The 16,893-nt window shown below is 41.7% G+C and carries 13 protein-coding genes and 1 pseudogene; 4 read left to right on the forward strand and 10 right to left on the reverse strand.

Annotated features, from left to right (window positions below):
- Nucleotides 1–28 precede the first annotated feature (28 nt).
- From GM920_RS17030 to epsC, 3 genes are read right to left on the reverse strand one after another with little or no spacing between them, the layout of a single operon-like run.
- Nucleotides 29–373, reverse strand: coding sequence for a DUF6122 family protein (locus GM920_RS17030; RefSeq protein WP_182959693.1), 345 nt, complete (start codon nt 371–373; stop codon nt 29–31).
- A gap of 35 nt (nt 374–408) precedes the next feature.
- Entirely contained in the window at nt 409–1,281 is an 873-nt protein-coding gene (gene cysM / locus GM920_RS17035; protein WP_182959695.1) for a cysteine synthase CysM, read from the reverse strand.
- A 5-nt stretch (nt 1,282–1,286) separates the two neighbouring features.
- Complete coding sequence (epsC, locus tag GM920_RS17040; protein WP_182959697.1) at nt 1,287–2,099, reverse strand: serine O-acetyltransferase EpsC; 813 nt, start codon at nt 2,097–2,099, stop codon at nt 1,287–1,289.
- Nucleotides 2,100–2,272: 173 nt separating this feature from the next.
- Between epsC and GM920_RS17045 the strand changes: the two genes are divergently transcribed.
- Both GM920_RS17045 and GM920_RS17050 read left to right on the forward strand, forming a co-directional pair.
- The gene (locus tag GM920_RS17045) at nt 2,273–2,656 is read left to right on the forward strand and encodes a hypothetical protein (RefSeq protein ID WP_182959699.1); all 384 of its coding nucleotides are present in this window, start codon (nt 2,273–2,275) and stop codon (nt 2,654–2,656) included.
- 1 nt (nt 2,657) lies between these two features.
- Nucleotides 2,658–4,256, forward strand: a complete 1,599-nt coding sequence (locus GM920_RS17050) for a L,D-transpeptidase family protein (RefSeq protein ID WP_182959701.1) — start codon at nt 2,658–2,660, stop codon at nt 4,254–4,256.
- Nucleotides 4,257–4,364: 108 nt separating this feature from the next.
- On the opposite strand, the gene GM920_RS17055 is transcribed toward GM920_RS17050, so the two are convergent.
- Together GM920_RS17055 and GM920_RS17060 are read right to left on the reverse strand one after the other, a co-directional pair.
- On the reverse strand, nt 4,365–4,556 hold the full coding sequence (locus GM920_RS17055) for a cold-shock protein (protein ID WP_062549601.1): 192 nt from the start codon (nt 4,554–4,556) through the stop codon (nt 4,365–4,367).
- A 79-nt stretch (nt 4,557–4,635) separates the two neighbouring features.
- Complete coding sequence (locus GM920_RS17060) at nt 4,636–7,167, reverse strand: BamA/TamA family outer membrane protein (protein WP_182959703.1); 2,532 nt, start codon at nt 7,165–7,167, stop codon at nt 4,636–4,638.
- A gap of 277 nt (nt 7,168–7,444) precedes the next feature.
- Between GM920_RS17060 and GM920_RS17065 the strand changes: the two genes are divergently transcribed.
- Both GM920_RS17065 and GM920_RS17070 read left to right on the forward strand, forming a co-directional pair.
- Nucleotides 7,445–8,128 (forward strand): YdcF family protein, encoded by a 684-nt coding sequence (locus GM920_RS17065; protein ID WP_182959705.1) that lies wholly within the window; start codon nt 7,445–7,447, stop codon nt 8,126–8,128.
- Between the two features lie 149 nt (nt 8,129–8,277).
- Entirely contained in the window at nt 8,278–8,778 is a 501-nt protein-coding gene (locus GM920_RS17070) for a DinB family protein (RefSeq protein ID WP_182959707.1), read from the forward strand.
- Between the two features lie 99 nt (nt 8,779–8,877).
- Here the strand turns inward: GM920_RS17070 and GM920_RS17075 are convergent, their stop codons facing one another.
- From GM920_RS17075 to GM920_RS17095, 5 genes and pseudogenes are all read right to left on the reverse strand, one after another.
- Nucleotides 8,878–10,581, reverse strand: coding sequence for a RagB/SusD family nutrient uptake outer membrane protein (locus GM920_RS17075; RefSeq protein WP_182959709.1), 1,704 nt, complete (start codon nt 10,579–10,581; stop codon nt 8,878–8,880).
- An 11-nt stretch (nt 10,582–10,592) separates the two neighbouring features.
- Nucleotides 10,593–12,692: pseudogene (locus GM920_RS17080) on the reverse strand (SusC/RagA family TonB-linked outer membrane protein); the annotation flags it as partial.
- 15 nt (nt 12,693–12,707) lie between these two features.
- A complete protein-coding gene (locus GM920_RS17085; RefSeq protein WP_182959711.1) occupies nt 12,708–13,739 on the reverse strand; it encodes a TonB-dependent receptor plug domain-containing protein in 1,032 nt (343 codons plus the stop codon).
- 109 nt (nt 13,740–13,848) lie between these two features.
- On the reverse strand, nt 13,849–16,059 hold the full coding sequence (locus tag GM920_RS17090) for an alpha-galactosidase (RefSeq protein WP_182959713.1): 2,211 nt from the start codon (nt 16,057–16,059) through the stop codon (nt 13,849–13,851).
- Between the two features lie 97 nt (nt 16,060–16,156).
- Complete coding sequence (locus tag GM920_RS17095; RefSeq protein ID WP_182959715.1) at nt 16,157–16,891, reverse strand: AcvB/VirJ family lysyl-phosphatidylglycerol hydrolase; 735 nt, start codon at nt 16,889–16,891, stop codon at nt 16,157–16,159.
- Nucleotides 16,892–16,893: the final 2 nt, after the last annotated feature.

Genomic DNA, 16,893 nt, shown 5'->3' on the forward strand with positions numbered 1-16,893 from the left:
TATTCACAACTCAATGTATATAAATAACTTAGGAACCAAACATTAACAACCACTGGCAATCCTGCCAATCGGTGAACATATGGAAGATCAGTCCCACGCCAATGATTCTGGTTTTGGGAAAGAACAGCAGTATGAAATAAACAGCAATGGCATAGTAAGAATGTAAAGGATGATAACCCACACTACACCTTGAAGGGTCAAAAATTGGTGTGGCCAGCAAATGATCTGCATCAACCAGCATGGTGGCGATCATGATCAACCATGCTTTCTGCCATTCCTTTCTAAAAAACGTATACGCAATTAACCCTGGCATTAGAAAATGCAAGCTATAGTGTACTATAGGCTTTAGTGTATTCAATAAATCAGGGCTCATGTGTTGCGTTTAATGGTTTTTCAGCATTTCGTTGATTAGCCAAAAAGCTCAGAACTTAAATAGCGGTCACCACGATCGCAGGCAATAAACACGATCACACCTGATTCCAGTTCTTCTGCCAGTCTCAATGCGCAAGCCAAAGCACCACCACTACTCATACCTGCAAAAATCCCTTCTACTTTAGCCAGTTTTCTGGTCATTTCTGTGGCTTCTACCTGGGAAACGTCCATCACTCTGTCTACTCTGGAAGCGTCAAATATCGCTGGTAAATACGCTGCCGGCCACCTGCGAATCCCTGGAATAGAAGATTCTTCTGTTGGCTGACAACCCACAATTTGTATCGCTGGATTTTGTTCTTTTAAGAACATAGAATTCCCCATAATACTGCCTGTAGTTCCCATAGAACTCACAAAATGCGTGATCTGTTGCTTGGTATCTCTCCAGATTTCCGGGCCCGTTGTTTTATAATGTGCCAAATAATTGTCTGGGTTTGCAAACTGATTCAATAGGTAATAACCATCCTGAGCACCTTTTTCTTCTGCATAATCCCGGCAAATTTCGATCGATTCCAACAAGGTCACCTTTGCACCATAAGCTTCCATGGTCAAGGTGCGCTCTCTGGTAGAATTCAAGGGCATCACCAATTCAATTTCGATCTCATAAATGCTCGCAATCATGGCCAAAGCGATTCCGGTATTGCCACTCGTTGCTTCAATCAGTTTTGTTCCTTTCTTGATGTCTCCGCGTTCTATAGCTGAGCGAATCATGTTCAAAGCAGCCCTGTCTTTTACACTTCCACCAGGGTTATTTCCCTCTAGTTTCGCGAAAATCTTCACATTTGGATTGTTGTGCAATTTCTGGATTTCAACTAAAGGCGTATTTCCTACAAATTCTATGATGTTTCCCATGATGTTTAGTCTTTTTGTTTGGTATCAATAACTTTAATGGACGATTGGTGGTAAACTGTGGAATGTGAAGGCACCGTTTTGGTTAACCAAACATTACCACCGATGATTGAATATTCACCGATAAGGGTTTCTCCACCTAAGATCGTTGCGCCAGAATAAATGATCACATGATCTTCAATTGTTGGGTGACGTTTAATGTTCGCCATGTACTTCTCTACACTCAATGCACCCAAAGTTACCCCTTGGTATAATTTCACATGGTTACCAATCACGGTGGTTTCTCCGATTACAATACCTGTTCCGTGGTCAATATATAAGTATTCTCCGATTTTAGCACCAGGGTGAATGTCAATACCTGTTTGAGAATGTGCGAATTCGGTCAGGATTCTTGGGATCAATGGTACATCTGCCATCAATAAAGCATGTGCAATGCGATACATCGAAATCGCCATAAATCCTGGGTAACTCCGAATGATCTCAAACTCGCTTTTTGCTGCCGGGTCGCCTGTTAAAATAGCCGAAATATCGGTATTCATCTTGCGATACAACTCCGGCAATTCTTTAAAAAAGCTTTTAGAGATCAGTTCATTATTACAGTTTTTACAGGCTTTGGTTGCATTTAATAATGCAGTCAGTTCTAATTCTAAGGAAGCAAACTGATGCTGAATTTCTTGCAGTGTATATTTCGGAAATGTAGAGCGCTCCGGATACACCATATTCATCAGGTTGGTGGCCCAGGAGGCAATAACTTCATTTGAAGGCACTGCTTCTACATGGTTTTGTTTATTAAAAATATGAAGATAAAATTCTTCGCTCATCTTAGATTTTATTACTGTTTTGTTTGAAATTGTAAAGGAATGAAAATTATTACAAATAAAAAGAGGAGATAACTGATTTTAAGCCATAACCTGTCCTTATGACTTTAGGGTTAACAATATTTAAAGCTATATTCGCGTACAAACTATTTACATTAAAGCTATTTCCCTGAAATATGTCCGAAGCATTTGAAATTTTATATTTCTTCAATACCCCTTTCAATTCTCTGGTCGAGATTAAACGACGCAATTTTGATTCAGAAAGTGATCCTTCCAAAGTGTTTTTCTGGATTCTCTACGAAAAAAAGACCCATAGAATCTACCCATTGCAATTTATTTCCATGAAGGATGAACCTTTAGGTCAAGAACGTGTTTTTAAACAAGGAACTTTTTCTTTTAATGAAGTAGAAGGGACTTTACTAAACAGCAGTGATAAAGCAAAAATGGTCCTGACGAGGATGCCAAATACGACGATGACCCGATTGTTGAAGATCAGGATAGAAGAGTTTTTGCTGACACTCGATAAACAAACAGAAAAACAATTAGAAAAACTACTGTAGTATGAGAAAATGGCTCTTGATATGCTTCCTTCTTCCTGTTGTATTTATAGCTTGTAACCGGAATAAAATAGTTAAAATAGAGAGAGACATTAGTATTACACCTGTTAACTCTGTCACCAGGTTGGCTGTAGACAGCCTGCAAATGGAGCAGTATATTCAAACGCAAAAACTGACAGATAGTGCTGCGCAATATTTAAGAAACTTTTACAACAGCAGGAACTTTCAGTATGCCTGGGTTGGTGAAAAAGGCTTAACGGAGCAGGCGCGTGTATTTTATCAGTTGAATAAAGATTATGTAGATAATTTCCGTGATAGCTCCTTGTTAGATGTTGCGCTGGACAAGAAAATGGAGCTTCTGATGAAAGAAGATACGACTTTCAAAAAATCAGATAGCACGCTCAGTAATCTGGAACTGAAGTTAACAAGTCATTTCTTCAACTATGTGAGCACTGCTTATGAGGGGAAAGTTAACCCTGAGGTGATTCAATGGCATATTCCTAGGAAAAAAATCAGCGCGGTGGTCTTATTGGACTCATTAATGGCCCATAAGAACCCAAATCCAGAGAATTGGGAGCCTGTAAATCAGCAATACCGGCTGTTAAAAAAAGAACTTGAACGCTATTATAGCTTACAGAAATCGGGAAAATGGGCTCCTATTCCAATTACTGCGAAGAAAAAACACCAATTGGGTGATACCGGAGTCACGGTGAGCCTTGTGAAAAAACGTTTACAGGCATTGGGAGACAGTCTGATCCTTGACACCCTACCTGAATTTGACCAAGCCTTGAAAACGGCAGTCAAGAGTACACAACAGCAATATGGCTTTAATCCTACCGGAACAATTGATGCTTCCTTGCTGAAGGCCTTAAACGTTCCGATCCAAAAACGCATTGAGCAGTTACTGATTAATCTGGAGCGGATGCGCTGGATGCCGATCATGCCTGTTAAATCCATTCTAGCCAATATTCCAGAATACCAACTTCACGTCTTTGAAGACCATAAGCAGGTATTCAGCATGGGTATTGTGGTCGGTAAAGCAGCCAACAAAACCGTAATCTTCAGTAATAAGCTTAGAAATATTGTCTTTAGTCCTTATTGGAACGTCCCGGCAAGTATCGTGCGCAAAGAAATCCTGCCCGCGATGAGTCGAAACCGCAATTATCTGGCGAGTACGAATATGGAGCAAATCGGAACCAGTAATGGCCTTCCGGTGATCCGTCAAAAGCCTGGCGACAACAATTCATTGGGTCGGGTGAAGTTCCTTTTCCCTAATAGTTACGACATCTATTTCCATGACACTCCTGCAAAATCACTGTTTTCAGAGGAGAAAAGAGCTTTTAGTCATGGTTGCATCCGGTTGGAACAGCCCGTTAAATTAGCAGATTATTTATTGGCTGATCAACCAAGCTGGACGCCTGAAAGGATTGCGAAAGCCATGAAAAGCAACAAGGAAATTTGGGTGACTTTAAAAACTCCGGTTCCTGTGTTCATTACTTATTTCACTGCCTGGGTAGATCAAGATGGCCGATTGAACTTTAGAGATGACATCTATGGTCATGATCAGACCATGGCGGAACAGTTATTCCTCGCTGCCAAATAATTCCTTAGGTTAACACTATTGTTTTTTACAACCTTATGAATCAAAAAAACAGGGGCAAAAAAAAAACTGCCCTTGAGGGGCAGTTTTCACAATTTATATTGAGGAAATTTAAATCACCTTAACATTTACTGCATTAAGACCTTTACGACCTTCTTCAACATCATAAGAAACTTTATCGTTCTCACGGATGTCGGCTAATAAGCCAGTTGAATGAACAAAGATTTCACTTTCGCCCGAGTTTGGAACGATGAATCCGAAACCTTTAGTTTCATTAAAAAATTTTACTACTCCTTCTTGCATTGTATTTTTTATTATAATTAATAGGACAAATGTAGGTATAAATAATTGCAATTCAGTTATTTCATGGAATATAATTTTATTAATACCTGAATTTCATCGTGATATAGGGGTAATAACCCTCTTTGGAATGTGCCAATTGTGCCTGGATCACGGTTAAAACTGCCGGAGCATAATATAGTCCCCCTCCATAGCTATAATGCCATGTTTCTGACTGATCATCCTTGGTCCACACCCTCCCAGTATCAAAGAAGGCCGTTATTCCAAATTGTCCGGGTAAAATGTATCCGCCAACATTGGCTAGTTTTGTGCGAAGTTCCAGGTTATTATACAAACTATGTTGCCCGCCAAAGCGGAAAGAGCGGAAGCCCAATAAATTTCCTTGTCCGCCGATATAATTTGACTGATAAAATGCCTGATTTCCAAAAGTAAGCCCTCCGCCGGTCCGATTCGCCAGCACAAATCGCTTAGAATTCCCTATCCTTTGGTAAAAAGTATAGCTGGCCAGCACCTGTACCGACGATTCCGCAGCCCGATTTAGCCCCGCATAAAACCGCAGCTTGGCGTCTAAGTAACTTCCAGAAGAAGGCAACACTTCATTGTTTCTGGTATTTCGATTAAAACCAACCTTCAATCCGGTATACCATTTATCCTGATCAATCGTAGCACTATCTGGAGAATGCAACATTGATGTCTGGCTGATGAACCGATCGTTATTATCATCCTTACTAAAATGATAGTATTGAAAGGTTGGTCCAACAGTCCAGGTATTTTGATGACTACGCCACCTTAGCGCAGGGTCAAAATCATACAAACCAAACCTGGCCCTATAGTATAGTATATAGTCGCCAACCTTAGCATAAGGTGTTTCATTACCTAGACCAAAGAAATTCTGTGAATTCTCTGGTGCAAATGCACTTGCCTGCAAAACGATATCTGCCTTTCCCAAGGCCTGAAACCATTCGCTGGAATAGTTGAAGCTAAAAGCATTGGTTTTAAAAGAATGTAGAAAAGAAAAAGAATGAATGTTTCCGAATGGCAGTTTCCGGAAGCCTGGGCTCATTATTTTGTAGGATAAACCCATAGAAAGGCCATCATCGGCATTAAAACCTGCATTGAGCAAGGTCATATTCCTCGAATATAAATCTGTAGGCACGTAATGCGTATTACTGGTGTCATTATCCAGGTGTTTAATCAAGCGGGAAGCTGCTCCAGAATAAGTAATGTCTTTTTCCATTCCATAAAACGGCACCTTACGTTTTGCCTCCAACACCTCATAATGTTTATCCCCTTCCCCATTGACCATGCGCAGGCGTATATTGGAGTTTTTATTTTGGAGTATCACCCGGTCATTCCCATCTCTCACATACAAGCGAATCTCTTTGGTTACTGAAGGATCGTAATTGCGGTTAAAAATCTGCTCCCCTACCTGACCATACTTATCTAGTTTTTTTAGACTGACGTTTAAACCGGAATTGCCATGATCCCTGATCTCAAGCAATTCATTCTTATTACTTCCCTGGACGTCAACAATCCGATTCATAAACCGATAATAGGTTTTCATCGTTTCCGGCAGGGCTTTCCTTCGTTCTTTCAGTTGTGCCAGCAATTGATCATGACGAAGGGAATAGCTTGGTTCTGGCAAACGCTTTAAGGCATGTTCAAAAACCTCATCCGTCATGGCGTCAGAAAATTCCTGAACAATACGATCCCATTCTTCTTCCCCTATCGTACCAAGGATCCGGCCATATAGACTCCTACCTTCCCAAAAAAACCAATTGATATTTTTCACGTTACGCTCATAACCTTGGATCATGGGCAGCAACCAGGAAACCTGGGCAAAGCGGGGGATCAAACCTTCAGAAAGATAATACACCATGTCACGATCTCGGGGAACCACAACATAACGAATGCCAAGAGCCGTTTTTTCAGGAATCCAGCGCCATTGATCCTCATGTCGATCCCAATCTCCCAACAGATAATCTAAGGCTTTAGCTTTTAGCAACAGTGGCGCATCCACGGAATTTTCATTGTTGTCATTTAGCTTTCTCAACATTTTTTCCGTGTTGTCTGTGTCTCCTTCAGGCTCTCTTTCTTCCAGTAAACAAAGACTATTTTCGAAAACCGGGGCAAACTCCCCAAGTGCAGTGTCTGGAACCACCCAACCAATCATCGGATTGCTGTGTGGAATTCCTGCGGCATAGGCAAAGACAGGAACCACCAAGGCAGAAAAAGGGTGTTGAGCAGACATATTATCTTTTACGATATCTTTAGCAAATGTTGCTTGTAACTCCAGGGGCAATAGGACTTCGGGGTATTTTTCTACAGATCGCAACACCCATTCTTTTCCTTGTTTATCTACCATGCGTAAGGAATGGGTTTGATTGCCTCCGCCTCTTTTAATTGGCGTCAGTCCACCTTTAATCTGTGATAAGCGAATCAGGGGTACCCTGGTTGAATCGGCATATTCTTTCCGGTAATTCTCTCCAAACAGAAAGCGGTGAAATTTCCCTACCTGATCATATTTCGGATAAATGCTCACTTTTATGGAATCCTGAGCATGGCTACAAAACCCCGTAAATAGCAACATAGAAAAAAGTAAACGTTTCCCCATTTCCCCTTTAAATAATACTACATTTTTTTAAAATGTCTTGAAATCCAAATTGCAATCATCCATTTCATCATCTATATTTCCTCCCTTTTTATAATCGTTATTAACGATAAATAAAGGTATCCTTTAAAATACCTACCGACTCTTGATCTGTGTTAAGAAATAAAACAATAATGAACAAAAAAAATAAAGCGGCGTTCATTGAATCTACCGATATTTAATATAATAGAAAACCACAATTTGTACAAATTGTTTTGCGCTACACCTTAAGTATTTGGACATGGAACAACGACAATCACAAACAGACATTATGCTTTATCCTCCCTGTCCGGTTATGGACGAGAAGCTGGTTAATGTTTTAACTGATTTATGTTTTAAGCAGGAAGAAATGACCGCATCAGATTTATTATTTATTTTTGGATCCAATGTGAAACACGCTGAAATTGCGGGGTTGATTACTCAGATGATCGACAAAAAAATGGTGGATCAGGTCATCATTACTGGTGGGATTGCAAATTTCGGAAACTCCTTTCATCAGAACATACCGGAATCCGAGGCCATCCATGCTTACCTTCCAGAAAAGTATAGAAACCATCGAAGTATCTTATTAGAGACCTGTTCCAGGAATATGGTCGAGAACATTATAGAAGCGCAAAAACTTCATAACTTCAGCCATGTAAAAACCATTATCTTCATTTCCCATGCCTATGCCAGTAAAAGAGCGGCCTTGTCCTTAGCCGGTTTCTTCCCAGATAAGAAAATCTATTGTCTTCCTTTTTCACTGCCATCCGATCGCGTAGAATATCCGATAAACCGGGAACATTGGTTTAAAACCAAATACGGGCAAAGCCTGATCCTTGGAGAGTACCTCAGACTTCTCACCTATGGCAATAGAGGAGATTTTCCACTTGCAGAACTGCAGCCGCAGTTAGATCTTGTAGAAAGCTTACTCTTAAACAAATAGCGGAAGGCCCATCCCGAAACGCCAGTCCTGGCCATTCTCATCTATTACAATTTCTTCAACTGATTTTCAAAATCAGGAGAAGAATTGAATTCTTATTTGAGCAATTGAGGAAATCTTTGCACCTTCGTGGACACAAAAACCTGAGAATTATGTACCGTAGTATTGAAGATTTCCTGACTGAGCGCAAAGAAGAAGAGTCAAATACCGTCAAACTATTTTCCAACCTCACCGAGGAAACTAAATCGGTGAAAATTCATGAAAACGTACGTTCCCTGGAGCGCCTGGCATGGCACATCACCCAGACCCTCACAGAGATGGGTAAAAATGCCGGCTTGTTTGAAACTGATCTTTTACATGAGCTTCCAATCCCTGCTACACTTCCAGAATTGATTGAAACGTACCTTAATTACAACACCTTATTGATGCGTACGGTGCGGTTAAAATGGACAGATTCCAACCTGGATGACCAGGTAAATATGTACGGTGAACAATGGAAAAAGGGCAAAGTCCTTTCTATTTTAATCGCGCATGAAAGCCATCATAGAAGTCAGATGACTGTGATCATGAGAATGCTTGGCTTGACAGTACCCGGCATATATGGCCCTTCGAAAGAAGAATGGGAAAGCATGGGAATGCCAGCTTTAGATTAATCCTATATCATCAAAAATAAAAGAAGACCTATGTGCTTCAAATTTTGCAGCTTTTATCCCAAACGGTAAAAGCTGCAAAATGAACCAATCCTTTCTGAGTTAAAACCAGCCTGGATTTTGAGGATAAGCCGGACCAGTGGTTGTCGCATCTATTTGCGATTGAGGGATTGGACGTAAAGTATGGAAAGGTTTAATATTTCCTTTAGCCTCATCATTGTACAATTTCAACCTCGACTCCAGTTTATTGGTTCTCACTAAATCCAACCAACGCGTCAGTTCCCCACACAGTTCCCTGGAACGTTCATCCAGAATGAAATCTAGCGAAGGAATGTTGCTTACTTCCATCACCTGTGGGTTTACCTTTGGAGAAGCGGCTCTTCTACGAACCATATTTAGATTATTCAAGGCTTCAGTTATACTTGCTCCGCCCATAAAGGCAGCTTCCGCTGCAATCAGATAGGTTTCAGCCAAACGGTAGACGATCACCGGACGAATAGAAGGGTAATTCAAATCTGCACGTTTGGAATCATTGTATTTCTGCATATATGGGGATAAACTGATTGTATAGTTACGGGGTGGTATCAGCAGGTATCTGGAAGCCGCAATTTTGGCATTGCTCACATCCACACCTGGCATATAAATCGCCGTATCCCCTAACTTATATTTAGGTTGACCGGAAACTGCATTTGCCGGAGCTCCCGGAGGAAGCGGAGCTGGCCAAACTGGAATAGAGGCTGCATTGTTACAATACCAAACGGTTTGGAATGTCTTCTGGTAACGGGTATCATTTACCCTTTCTGCAAAAGCAGTTCCGGTTAACCAAGGCGTGGGTACACAGCGGATATAGGGTCTGCCATAAAACACATCCCTTTGCATTCCTGGTTGCAACTCATACTGAGGAACCCACATGTGGTTCAACACATTATCTGCCCCACCACTGTTATTTGGACCATTGTAGGCAATATTTGGCGTATGCTGAACCGTCCACAACACCTCATTACTACCTTCATTACCTTCGGCATAGACCTGAGCAAAATCAGGCAATAAAGAAAGTCCGCTGTTATTAATGACCTCCATTGCGCTGGTATAAGCATCGGTATAATCCGTTGATTTTTTAGCAGCAGAACCTGCCCTTGCCAGATACACTTTGGCCAATACATGCTGAGAAGCTGCTTTGTTGGCTTGCCCTGGACGTACACCAGCGGTTTTAGGGCTGGCATAAAAACTTGTTGTGGCAATGGCGTCCTTCAGGTCTGCGATGATAAAATCGTACACTTCGGCCAATGGCGTTCTCGTTGCTGAGGTGATGGCTTCGGTCTGAAATCCCTTATTTAAGGTCACATCTCCCCAGAATTGTACCAGCAGAAAATATAAATTAGCGCGAAGGAATTTTGCCTCTGCGACCATCCTGCTTTTGGTCTGCTCATCAATGCCAGTCACCACAGGTGCATTTTCAATGATGCCATTACAGGTATTGATATTGGTATAGCATTCTTTCCATATCGCGGCTACCGTCCCATTGGAGGTGATGTAATTGCTATTGTATTTATTGATGTCATTGTTTCCGTCTTTCCCGGTAAAGAACTCATCGGTACCAACAACGGTCATGGTAAACAGGTTTTGTGTACCCCACAACATCCTTGTACCCGCATAAGCGGCATCCAATCCTTTTTTAAATCCTTGAGTGGTTCTAAAAAAATCGGGAGTCAGAATAGAATGAGGTTCTTCAGTCAGGGCTTTTTTACATCCTGGAACGACTGCAACCAACAGGCATGCCAGGAGGAATATAGAAATCTTTTTCATGGTCTTTAATTTTAAAGGGTCAGATTTAGTCCAAAAATGATCGAGTAAGTGGCCGGGGTATCTACATTTACCTCCCCACGATTATTGTCGCCGCCAATTGCTTCCGGATCTATCCCACTGTATTTATTTCTGTATTTGGAGAACAGGATAAAGGCATCATTGGCTGTGGCAAATACGCGTAGTGATTTTACACCGATCTTACTTAGTATCGGCGCAGGCAATAGGTAGCCTAGCGATAAGCTTCGGATCTTCACAAAGGTTCCGTCAAAGTAGCCCAAAGTAGAATTGTTTGGGGTATTTCCGGCAGCAGCATTCGGTTTAGGCCAATAGTTTTCTCCATTTTCTGGCGTCCAGTAATGCACATTCAGGTTGTTGTAATTCCCCTGAAAAGTATTAGCAAAACCACTATTGTGCACCCTACTTATAATCGTGCTTCCAAAGCGACCAAAAGCGACTACGGTAAAGTCCAGATTTTTATAGGCAAAGCGATTGGTGATCCCACCAGACCATTTCGGCTGGCTAGAACCGATAAACACACGGTCGTCTGCATTGATCCTTTGATCACCCGCAGCGGTTGGTGTTTGATTCGCATTGTCTACTTTGATATTTCCAATAACTGAACCTGTTCCAGACAAGGATAAACCCAGGCTTTTGGCAAGTGCAGAATCTGCTGGCGTATTCTGCCAGATTCCCAACCTGCGGTAATCATAAATGGTCCCGATTGGCTGGCCTACAAATCTACTGTTCGTAATGTCATTGATGACCCCATCCTGTAGTGCCGTGATCTTTCCTCTATTGAGGAAAACGTTTAAATCGGTACTCCAGGAAAACTCCTTTTTGCCATCACCCTTAAAATTAACGGTGCTGATTTGAAATTCCAAGCCTTTATTCTCTGTTTTTCCAACATTTCGAAGAATGGAATTTGGGATTCCCGAAGTCGCTGGTAAATTTTGAGGCAGCAACAAGTCTTTGGTCCAGGATTTATAAGCTTCAATTGTTCCAGATAACCTGTTGTCAAATAAGGCAAAGTCTAATCCTATATTTGCGGTGGTGGTAGATTCCCATTTAAGCTTCTTATTGACCACATTTGCCAGGAACACACCTGTGGTAGTTTGATCTCCGTAATTATACACGGAAGCACCTAAACTCCCTAAAGTCTGGTATGCATCAATTGAGGTGTTTCCGACCAGCCCATAACTTCCCCGCAATTTCAAATTGTTAATGGCTTTCAGATTTTGCATGAAAGATTCTTCCATCACATTCCAGGCCAGTGCTGCTGAAGGGAAAACCTGGTATTTACTCCCTGGTGCCAGACGTGAGGATCCATCAGAACGCATCGTTAACGTCATCAGGTATTTGTTCTTAAAGGCATAGTTTAGACGGCCCATATAAGATACGATGGCCCATTTCTCATATTCCCCGGAACCCGTTAAATTGGATCCAAAAGCAGGGTTGAAATATTGTAACTCAGCGGCGATATCATTGTTATTGAATCGGTTTGACTGTGCATAGGACTCCTGAAAACTAAATAATCCAGTAAAATTAATCCGATGTTTTTCCGCAATTACTTTATCATAAGTCAGGATGTTTTCCAAGGTATAATTGCTCCTAAAGCTACTTCTATTGCTGGAAGTAGAAAGTCCACCCAGGTTATTCGAAGTTCTGCTGGCGTAAAAATTCCCATAATTGTCCGACTTGATCTCGGCACCTGCATTGAATTTATATTTCAAGGCTTCAGAAATTTTCAGTTCCGTATATAAGGTTGTAAAGGTTCCAAATCGCTTCCTGTCTTCAACTTTCGCACCTTCCACAAAATCACCCAAAGGATTCCAAACCTGGTTTGCACTTCCGGGAACGAAACCAACCAGCTCACCATCGGCAGTATAAGGACTGGATAAAGGACTGGCTCTTAACACTTGTCCCATTGGATTTGCTCCCTCACCTTGTGTATTGGAATAGTTGTTTAATGTGCTTAAGCCTACTTTTACTGCCTTTCCAAGTTGCTGATCAAAACTGGCTTTCATGGTAAAACGTTCGAAAGACTGTCCGGGATAAATACCGCTTTCATTGTGATATCCTGTGGATATGGCATACTGTGTTTTCTCCGAACCTCCGGAAACACCAACCTAGTGATCGGTATTGAGCCCGGTTCTATAGATTAGATCCTGCCAGTTGGTGCTCCTCCCAATCTTTATCCCTTCGAGCTCTTCCGCAGAGAAAATCCCATCCGTTAATAAAGTAGGGTCATTAATTCCTGAATATTTGGGTTTACCGCCAACAAAGTTCCCATTCACTACCGCCCATTTTTTCAATGCTGCAAACTGTGGCCCATCCATCACATTGATCTGTCCCAGAGGTTTCGTAAAGCCAGCATAACCACTATAGGTAACCACTGGCTCGCCAGACTTCCCTCTTTTGGTACTGACCAGAATCACACCATTGGCACCTCTGGAGCCATAAATCGCGGTAGAAGACGCATCTTTAAGCACCTCTACAGAAATTACATCATCAGGATTCAAATCGTTAATATTGCCATTATAGGGAATCCCATCGACAACGAACAAAGGCCCGTTATCGGCACTGATAGACCTTACGCCCCTGATTCTAATGACTGGAGCGCTTCCTGGCTTACTATTTCCGCCAGCTTTTTGAACGTCGATACCTGCACCTTTTCCCTGTAAGGCCTGGGAAAGGTTGGCTACTGGCACATCTTTTAACGCTTTTTCATTGATTGATACAATAGAGCCAGTGATGTCTGATTTCCTTTGCTTGCCATAGCCTACCACAACCACCTCAGTTAAGGTTTTATCTTCCGCGATCAAGGTCACGTTGATTAGGTTTCGTTGATTTACCGGGACCTCCTGAGTGGTGTAGCCGATGGAGCTAAATACCAATGTCCCGCTGCCATCGGGGATGGTGATTGCATAATTCCCATTGTCATCGGTAATGGAGGCCGTATTTGTCCCTTTGAGCTTTACCATGATTCCTGGCAACTTGCCAACCGCATCACGAACCTTTCCTTTTACTATAAAATTGGCTTGATTTAGCGAGCGGCTGAGGGGATCGGCAGCATTCGGCAAAGCCAGCACCCCCAGGCTACTACTACACCACAGGAATGCCATCAGGCAGCCATGAAGTGCTATTGTTCGATTCATCATAATTAAAAGATATTTGTCTGGTTTATATTTGATTACCTCTAATTGATAAAGAAATACTCAAATTTTTATATCTCAATTTGGCCAGATTATCATTCTAATTATCATTAAACTACTGAGCGTTAAGCTCAAAAACTGAGCTACTTAGGGGCGTAATTTTTCCTGGAGAAAGATTCAAACCTACTTTCATCAGGTAATCCCCAGTGTAAACCTTTCCATCGTCTGGATGTCCGGCAGGAGTATCTGCTAAGCGGTTAATTTCTTTCAGTTGGTATCTTTTTTCAGGATCCAGGCCAGACAATAAGACCCTACCCATAAATTCCTTTCTTCTAAAGTTCAGCAGGTAATTGAACAAAACGGCTTTATTTTTTGCCTCGTCTACATACATCAACACTGCCCTGTTTTCTTCATAAGGAGAAACCAATCTGTATAAATCACCAAACCAAATCACCTTGCTGATGCGGTTGTAATTTTCTACAGCTGCCTTACTGAATTGAATTTCAGCCGGTGTCAAAGCATTCACCCGAATATCATAGCCCATTTTCCCCATCATGGCCACATCTGTACGGAATTTTAAAGACTGTTTACCCATAGAGGTCACGTGACTGGAAACGGTAAGAGATGGAAAGAAATTAAGGTATCCCCATTGGATAAATACGCGTTCTAAACCATCGGTATTGTCGCTAGGCCAGAACTCTGTAAAGTACTTTAATCCGCCATAATCGACACGGCCGCCACCACCTGCACAAAGCATGATGGGCAAATGGGGGTGCTTTTTCCTTAACCGTTCCATCACCTCATACAGGCTTTTGGTATAATCAATAAACAGATTCCCTTGATTTTCCTTTAAGAACGGAGAAAAAGTATTGGTCAACATTCTATTGCAGTCCCATTTCACAAAGGCAATCCCTGGATTTTGACTAATGAGGTCATCTACGGTATGGAATACAAAATCCTGCACTTTCGGATTAACCAGGTCCAATACCAATTGATTTCTGGAAAGTGCTTCTTCCCGATTTGGCAGTTTCAGAATCCAATCCGGATGTTGTTCATACAACTCACTCTTTGGACTCACCATTTCCGGTTCCAGCCAGATGCCAAATTTCAGGCCGCGGCTACCCGCCTCTTTTACCAGGTGACCAATACCTCCAGGCAGTTTCTTTTTATCTACTTGCCAATCGCCCAATGCCGTTTTATCCGCATCACGAGGGTATTTATTGCCAAACCAGCCATCATCTAACAGGAATAAATCTACGCCCAACTTCTTTGCACCATCGAATAAATCCACCAGCACCTCCTGATTGAAATCCATATGGGTAGCTTCCCAATTGTTCAATAACGTTAAGCGAGGCTGATCTCCATCGGGTATGTTATATTTCCTCGCCCATCGGTGCAGATTTCTGCTGGCTTGTCCTTTCCCTTTATTTGTATAGGTAAATATAAATGCTGGGGTTTCAAAGGTTTTATTTGGCATCAGCTTATACGCTGAGGCATAAGGATTCATCCCATTGATCATTCTTAATGAATTTTGCTGATCGATTTCGAAGGAACATTGAAAATTCCCAGACCAGGCCAAGGTACCGGCAATCAGTTCACCGGTATTTTCTTCTGCTATTTTGTTTAAGGATAAAAAGAATGCGGGGGCACGGTACATATGCGCACGGGTTCCCAGTTTACTATCCAGAATTTTAATCCCGGAAGTCAGCTGTGTTTCTTTCATCCTCATTTCCGTCATATAATCGCCGTCAAACTGACTCAACCAATATTTTGACGCATCAAAATGAAGCATTGATGAGGCATAATTACTGAGTAATACCGGTTTCTTTTCCTGATGTCTAATCTCTGTCCAGGTTTTGAGTACATCCTCGTTATAATAAGCTTCAAAATGCAAAATTACGGTTACCGGATACTTCGGGTCTTTAAGGGTAATGGCGGTATGGGTAACTGATTCATTAGCTTTATCTGTTTTAGCGCCTGCATAAACCAGGTCTAAAGAAGGATTACCATCCGCATGCAGGATCCTGATGGCCGGTTCAAAAAGGTCGCCCATCCCTGCTCCAATATAAGCCTCATGTTTAACCGCTTGCAATAAAGCCTGATCTTCCGGGTGATTCATTGGTTGTCCAAGGTAACTTTGATAAAGCTTTCCGTTATTGCCAATCGTAAAAACCAATAAGGAGTTTTTGGTTTCCAACTTGAACTGCTGCCCGGCTTGGGAAGCGGTTGGAAGAGTAGTTTGAGTAGCTGTTTGCGCAACACTGAAAGAGAAGGCAGTTCCCCAAATCAGCAAAACAGTACTAATTTTTATTAAATTGATGTTCATTGACCTACAGATTATTGAGGCAAGTTGAACATTTCCCAGCTTTTAACGGATATTATTATTAGCTAGCTATTCAATCATTTTAGCAATTAAAAAATATTTACAACGGGATTTGCTTTACAAATACTGCAGCAATCTTACCATAGTCTTTATCAAAATGATGGTCCCCTTCCATAGTGATGACTTTCAATCCTTCTTTGAGGAAAGTACTTTTGATCTTATCCCCTTCATCGGAGCCAAAAATAGAGACCGGAACTAGCGGCATCAACTTTTTCATTTCTGCAACGACATTGTATTTATTCTTGGTACTGTTAAAATTTAGCAGATCTATCAAATGGATTTCAAAATCTGTGCTAACATCCGGAGAAAGTGAAATGACTGCTTTAAGTTGAGCTCTCAAATTAGCGGGCAACCTATTGGCGATGAAAGGGACAATAGAAGCGCCAAAAGAATAGCCTCCCAAGACCAGACTTTCTTTCCCTAAACTGCCAAGATAATGGCTTAATGCCAAATTGATGTCTTTGCTGGCCTGATCAGGCGTTTTTGCTTTCCAAAAATATTTCTGTGCATCTAATCCAAGAACAGAAAGCCCTTTGGAGGCCAGCTCTTCTGCCAGTGCCTGGTCAAAACGGCTCCAGCCCCCATCGCCAGATATCATAAAGACCAGCGGCAATTTATTTTTCTGGTTAGCAGGTATTAACTTTAAGGGCAGGTCTCCGGTATAAGGCTGCCCCCTTTCTACTATCAGCGCCATCGGCGGCTGTACGTCCATCAATTCTGCGGAATTTTTGTTAAAAAGCAAAAATAAAAACATCAAGACCAATACCGGTTTCATAA

Origin of the sequence: Pedobacter gandavensis, assembly GCF_014172405.1 — a bacterium.
Taxonomy (GTDB): Bacteria; Bacteroidota; Bacteroidia; order Sphingobacteriales; family Sphingobacteriaceae; genus Pedobacter; species Pedobacter gandavensis.

What these genes read in the sequence shown, in the direction of transcription:
- GM920_RS17030 (WP_182959693.1), bottom strand. Translation starts at nt 373, where the DNA reads ATGAGCCCTGATTTATTGAATACACTAAAGCCTATAGTACACTATAGC.
- cysM (WP_182959695.1), bottom strand. Translation starts at nt 1,281, where the DNA reads ATGGGAAACATCATAGAATTTGTAGGAAATACGCCTTTAGTTGAAATC.
- epsC (WP_182959697.1), bottom strand. Translation starts at nt 2,099, where the DNA reads ATGAGCGAAGAATTTTATCTTCATATTTTTAATAAACAAAACCATGTA.
- GM920_RS17045 (WP_182959699.1), top strand. Translation starts at nt 2,273, where the DNA reads ATGTCCGAAGCATTTGAAATTTTATATTTCTTCAATACCCCTTTCAAT.
- GM920_RS17050 (WP_182959701.1), top strand. Translation starts at nt 2,658, where the DNA reads ATGAGAAAATGGCTCTTGATATGCTTCCTTCTTCCTGTTGTATTTATA.
- GM920_RS17055 (WP_062549601.1), bottom strand. Translation starts at nt 4,556, where the DNA reads ATGCAAGAAGGAGTAGTAAAATTTTTTAATGAAACTAAAGGTTTCGGA.
- GM920_RS17060 (WP_182959703.1), bottom strand. Translation starts at nt 7,167, where the DNA reads ATGGGGAAACGTTTACTTTTTTCTATGTTGCTATTTACGGGGTTTTGT.
- GM920_RS17065 (WP_182959705.1), top strand. Translation starts at nt 7,445, where the DNA reads ATGGAACAACGACAATCACAAACAGACATTATGCTTTATCCTCCCTGT.
- GM920_RS17070 (WP_182959707.1), top strand. Translation starts at nt 8,278, where the DNA reads ATGTACCGTAGTATTGAAGATTTCCTGACTGAGCGCAAAGAAGAAGAG.
- GM920_RS17075 (WP_182959709.1), bottom strand. Translation starts at nt 10,581, where the DNA reads ATGAAAAAGATTTCTATATTCCTCCTGGCATGCCTGTTGGTTGCAGTC.
- GM920_RS17085 (WP_182959711.1), bottom strand. Translation starts at nt 13,739, where the DNA reads ATGATGAATCGAACAATAGCACTTCATGGCTGCCTGATGGCATTCCTG.
- GM920_RS17090 (WP_182959713.1), bottom strand. Translation starts at nt 16,059, where the DNA reads ATGAACATCAATTTAATAAAAATTAGTACTGTTTTGCTGATTTGGGGA.
- GM920_RS17095 (WP_182959715.1), bottom strand. Translation starts at nt 16,891, where the DNA reads ATGAAACCGGTATTGGTCTTGATGTTTTTATTTTTGCTTTTTAACAAA.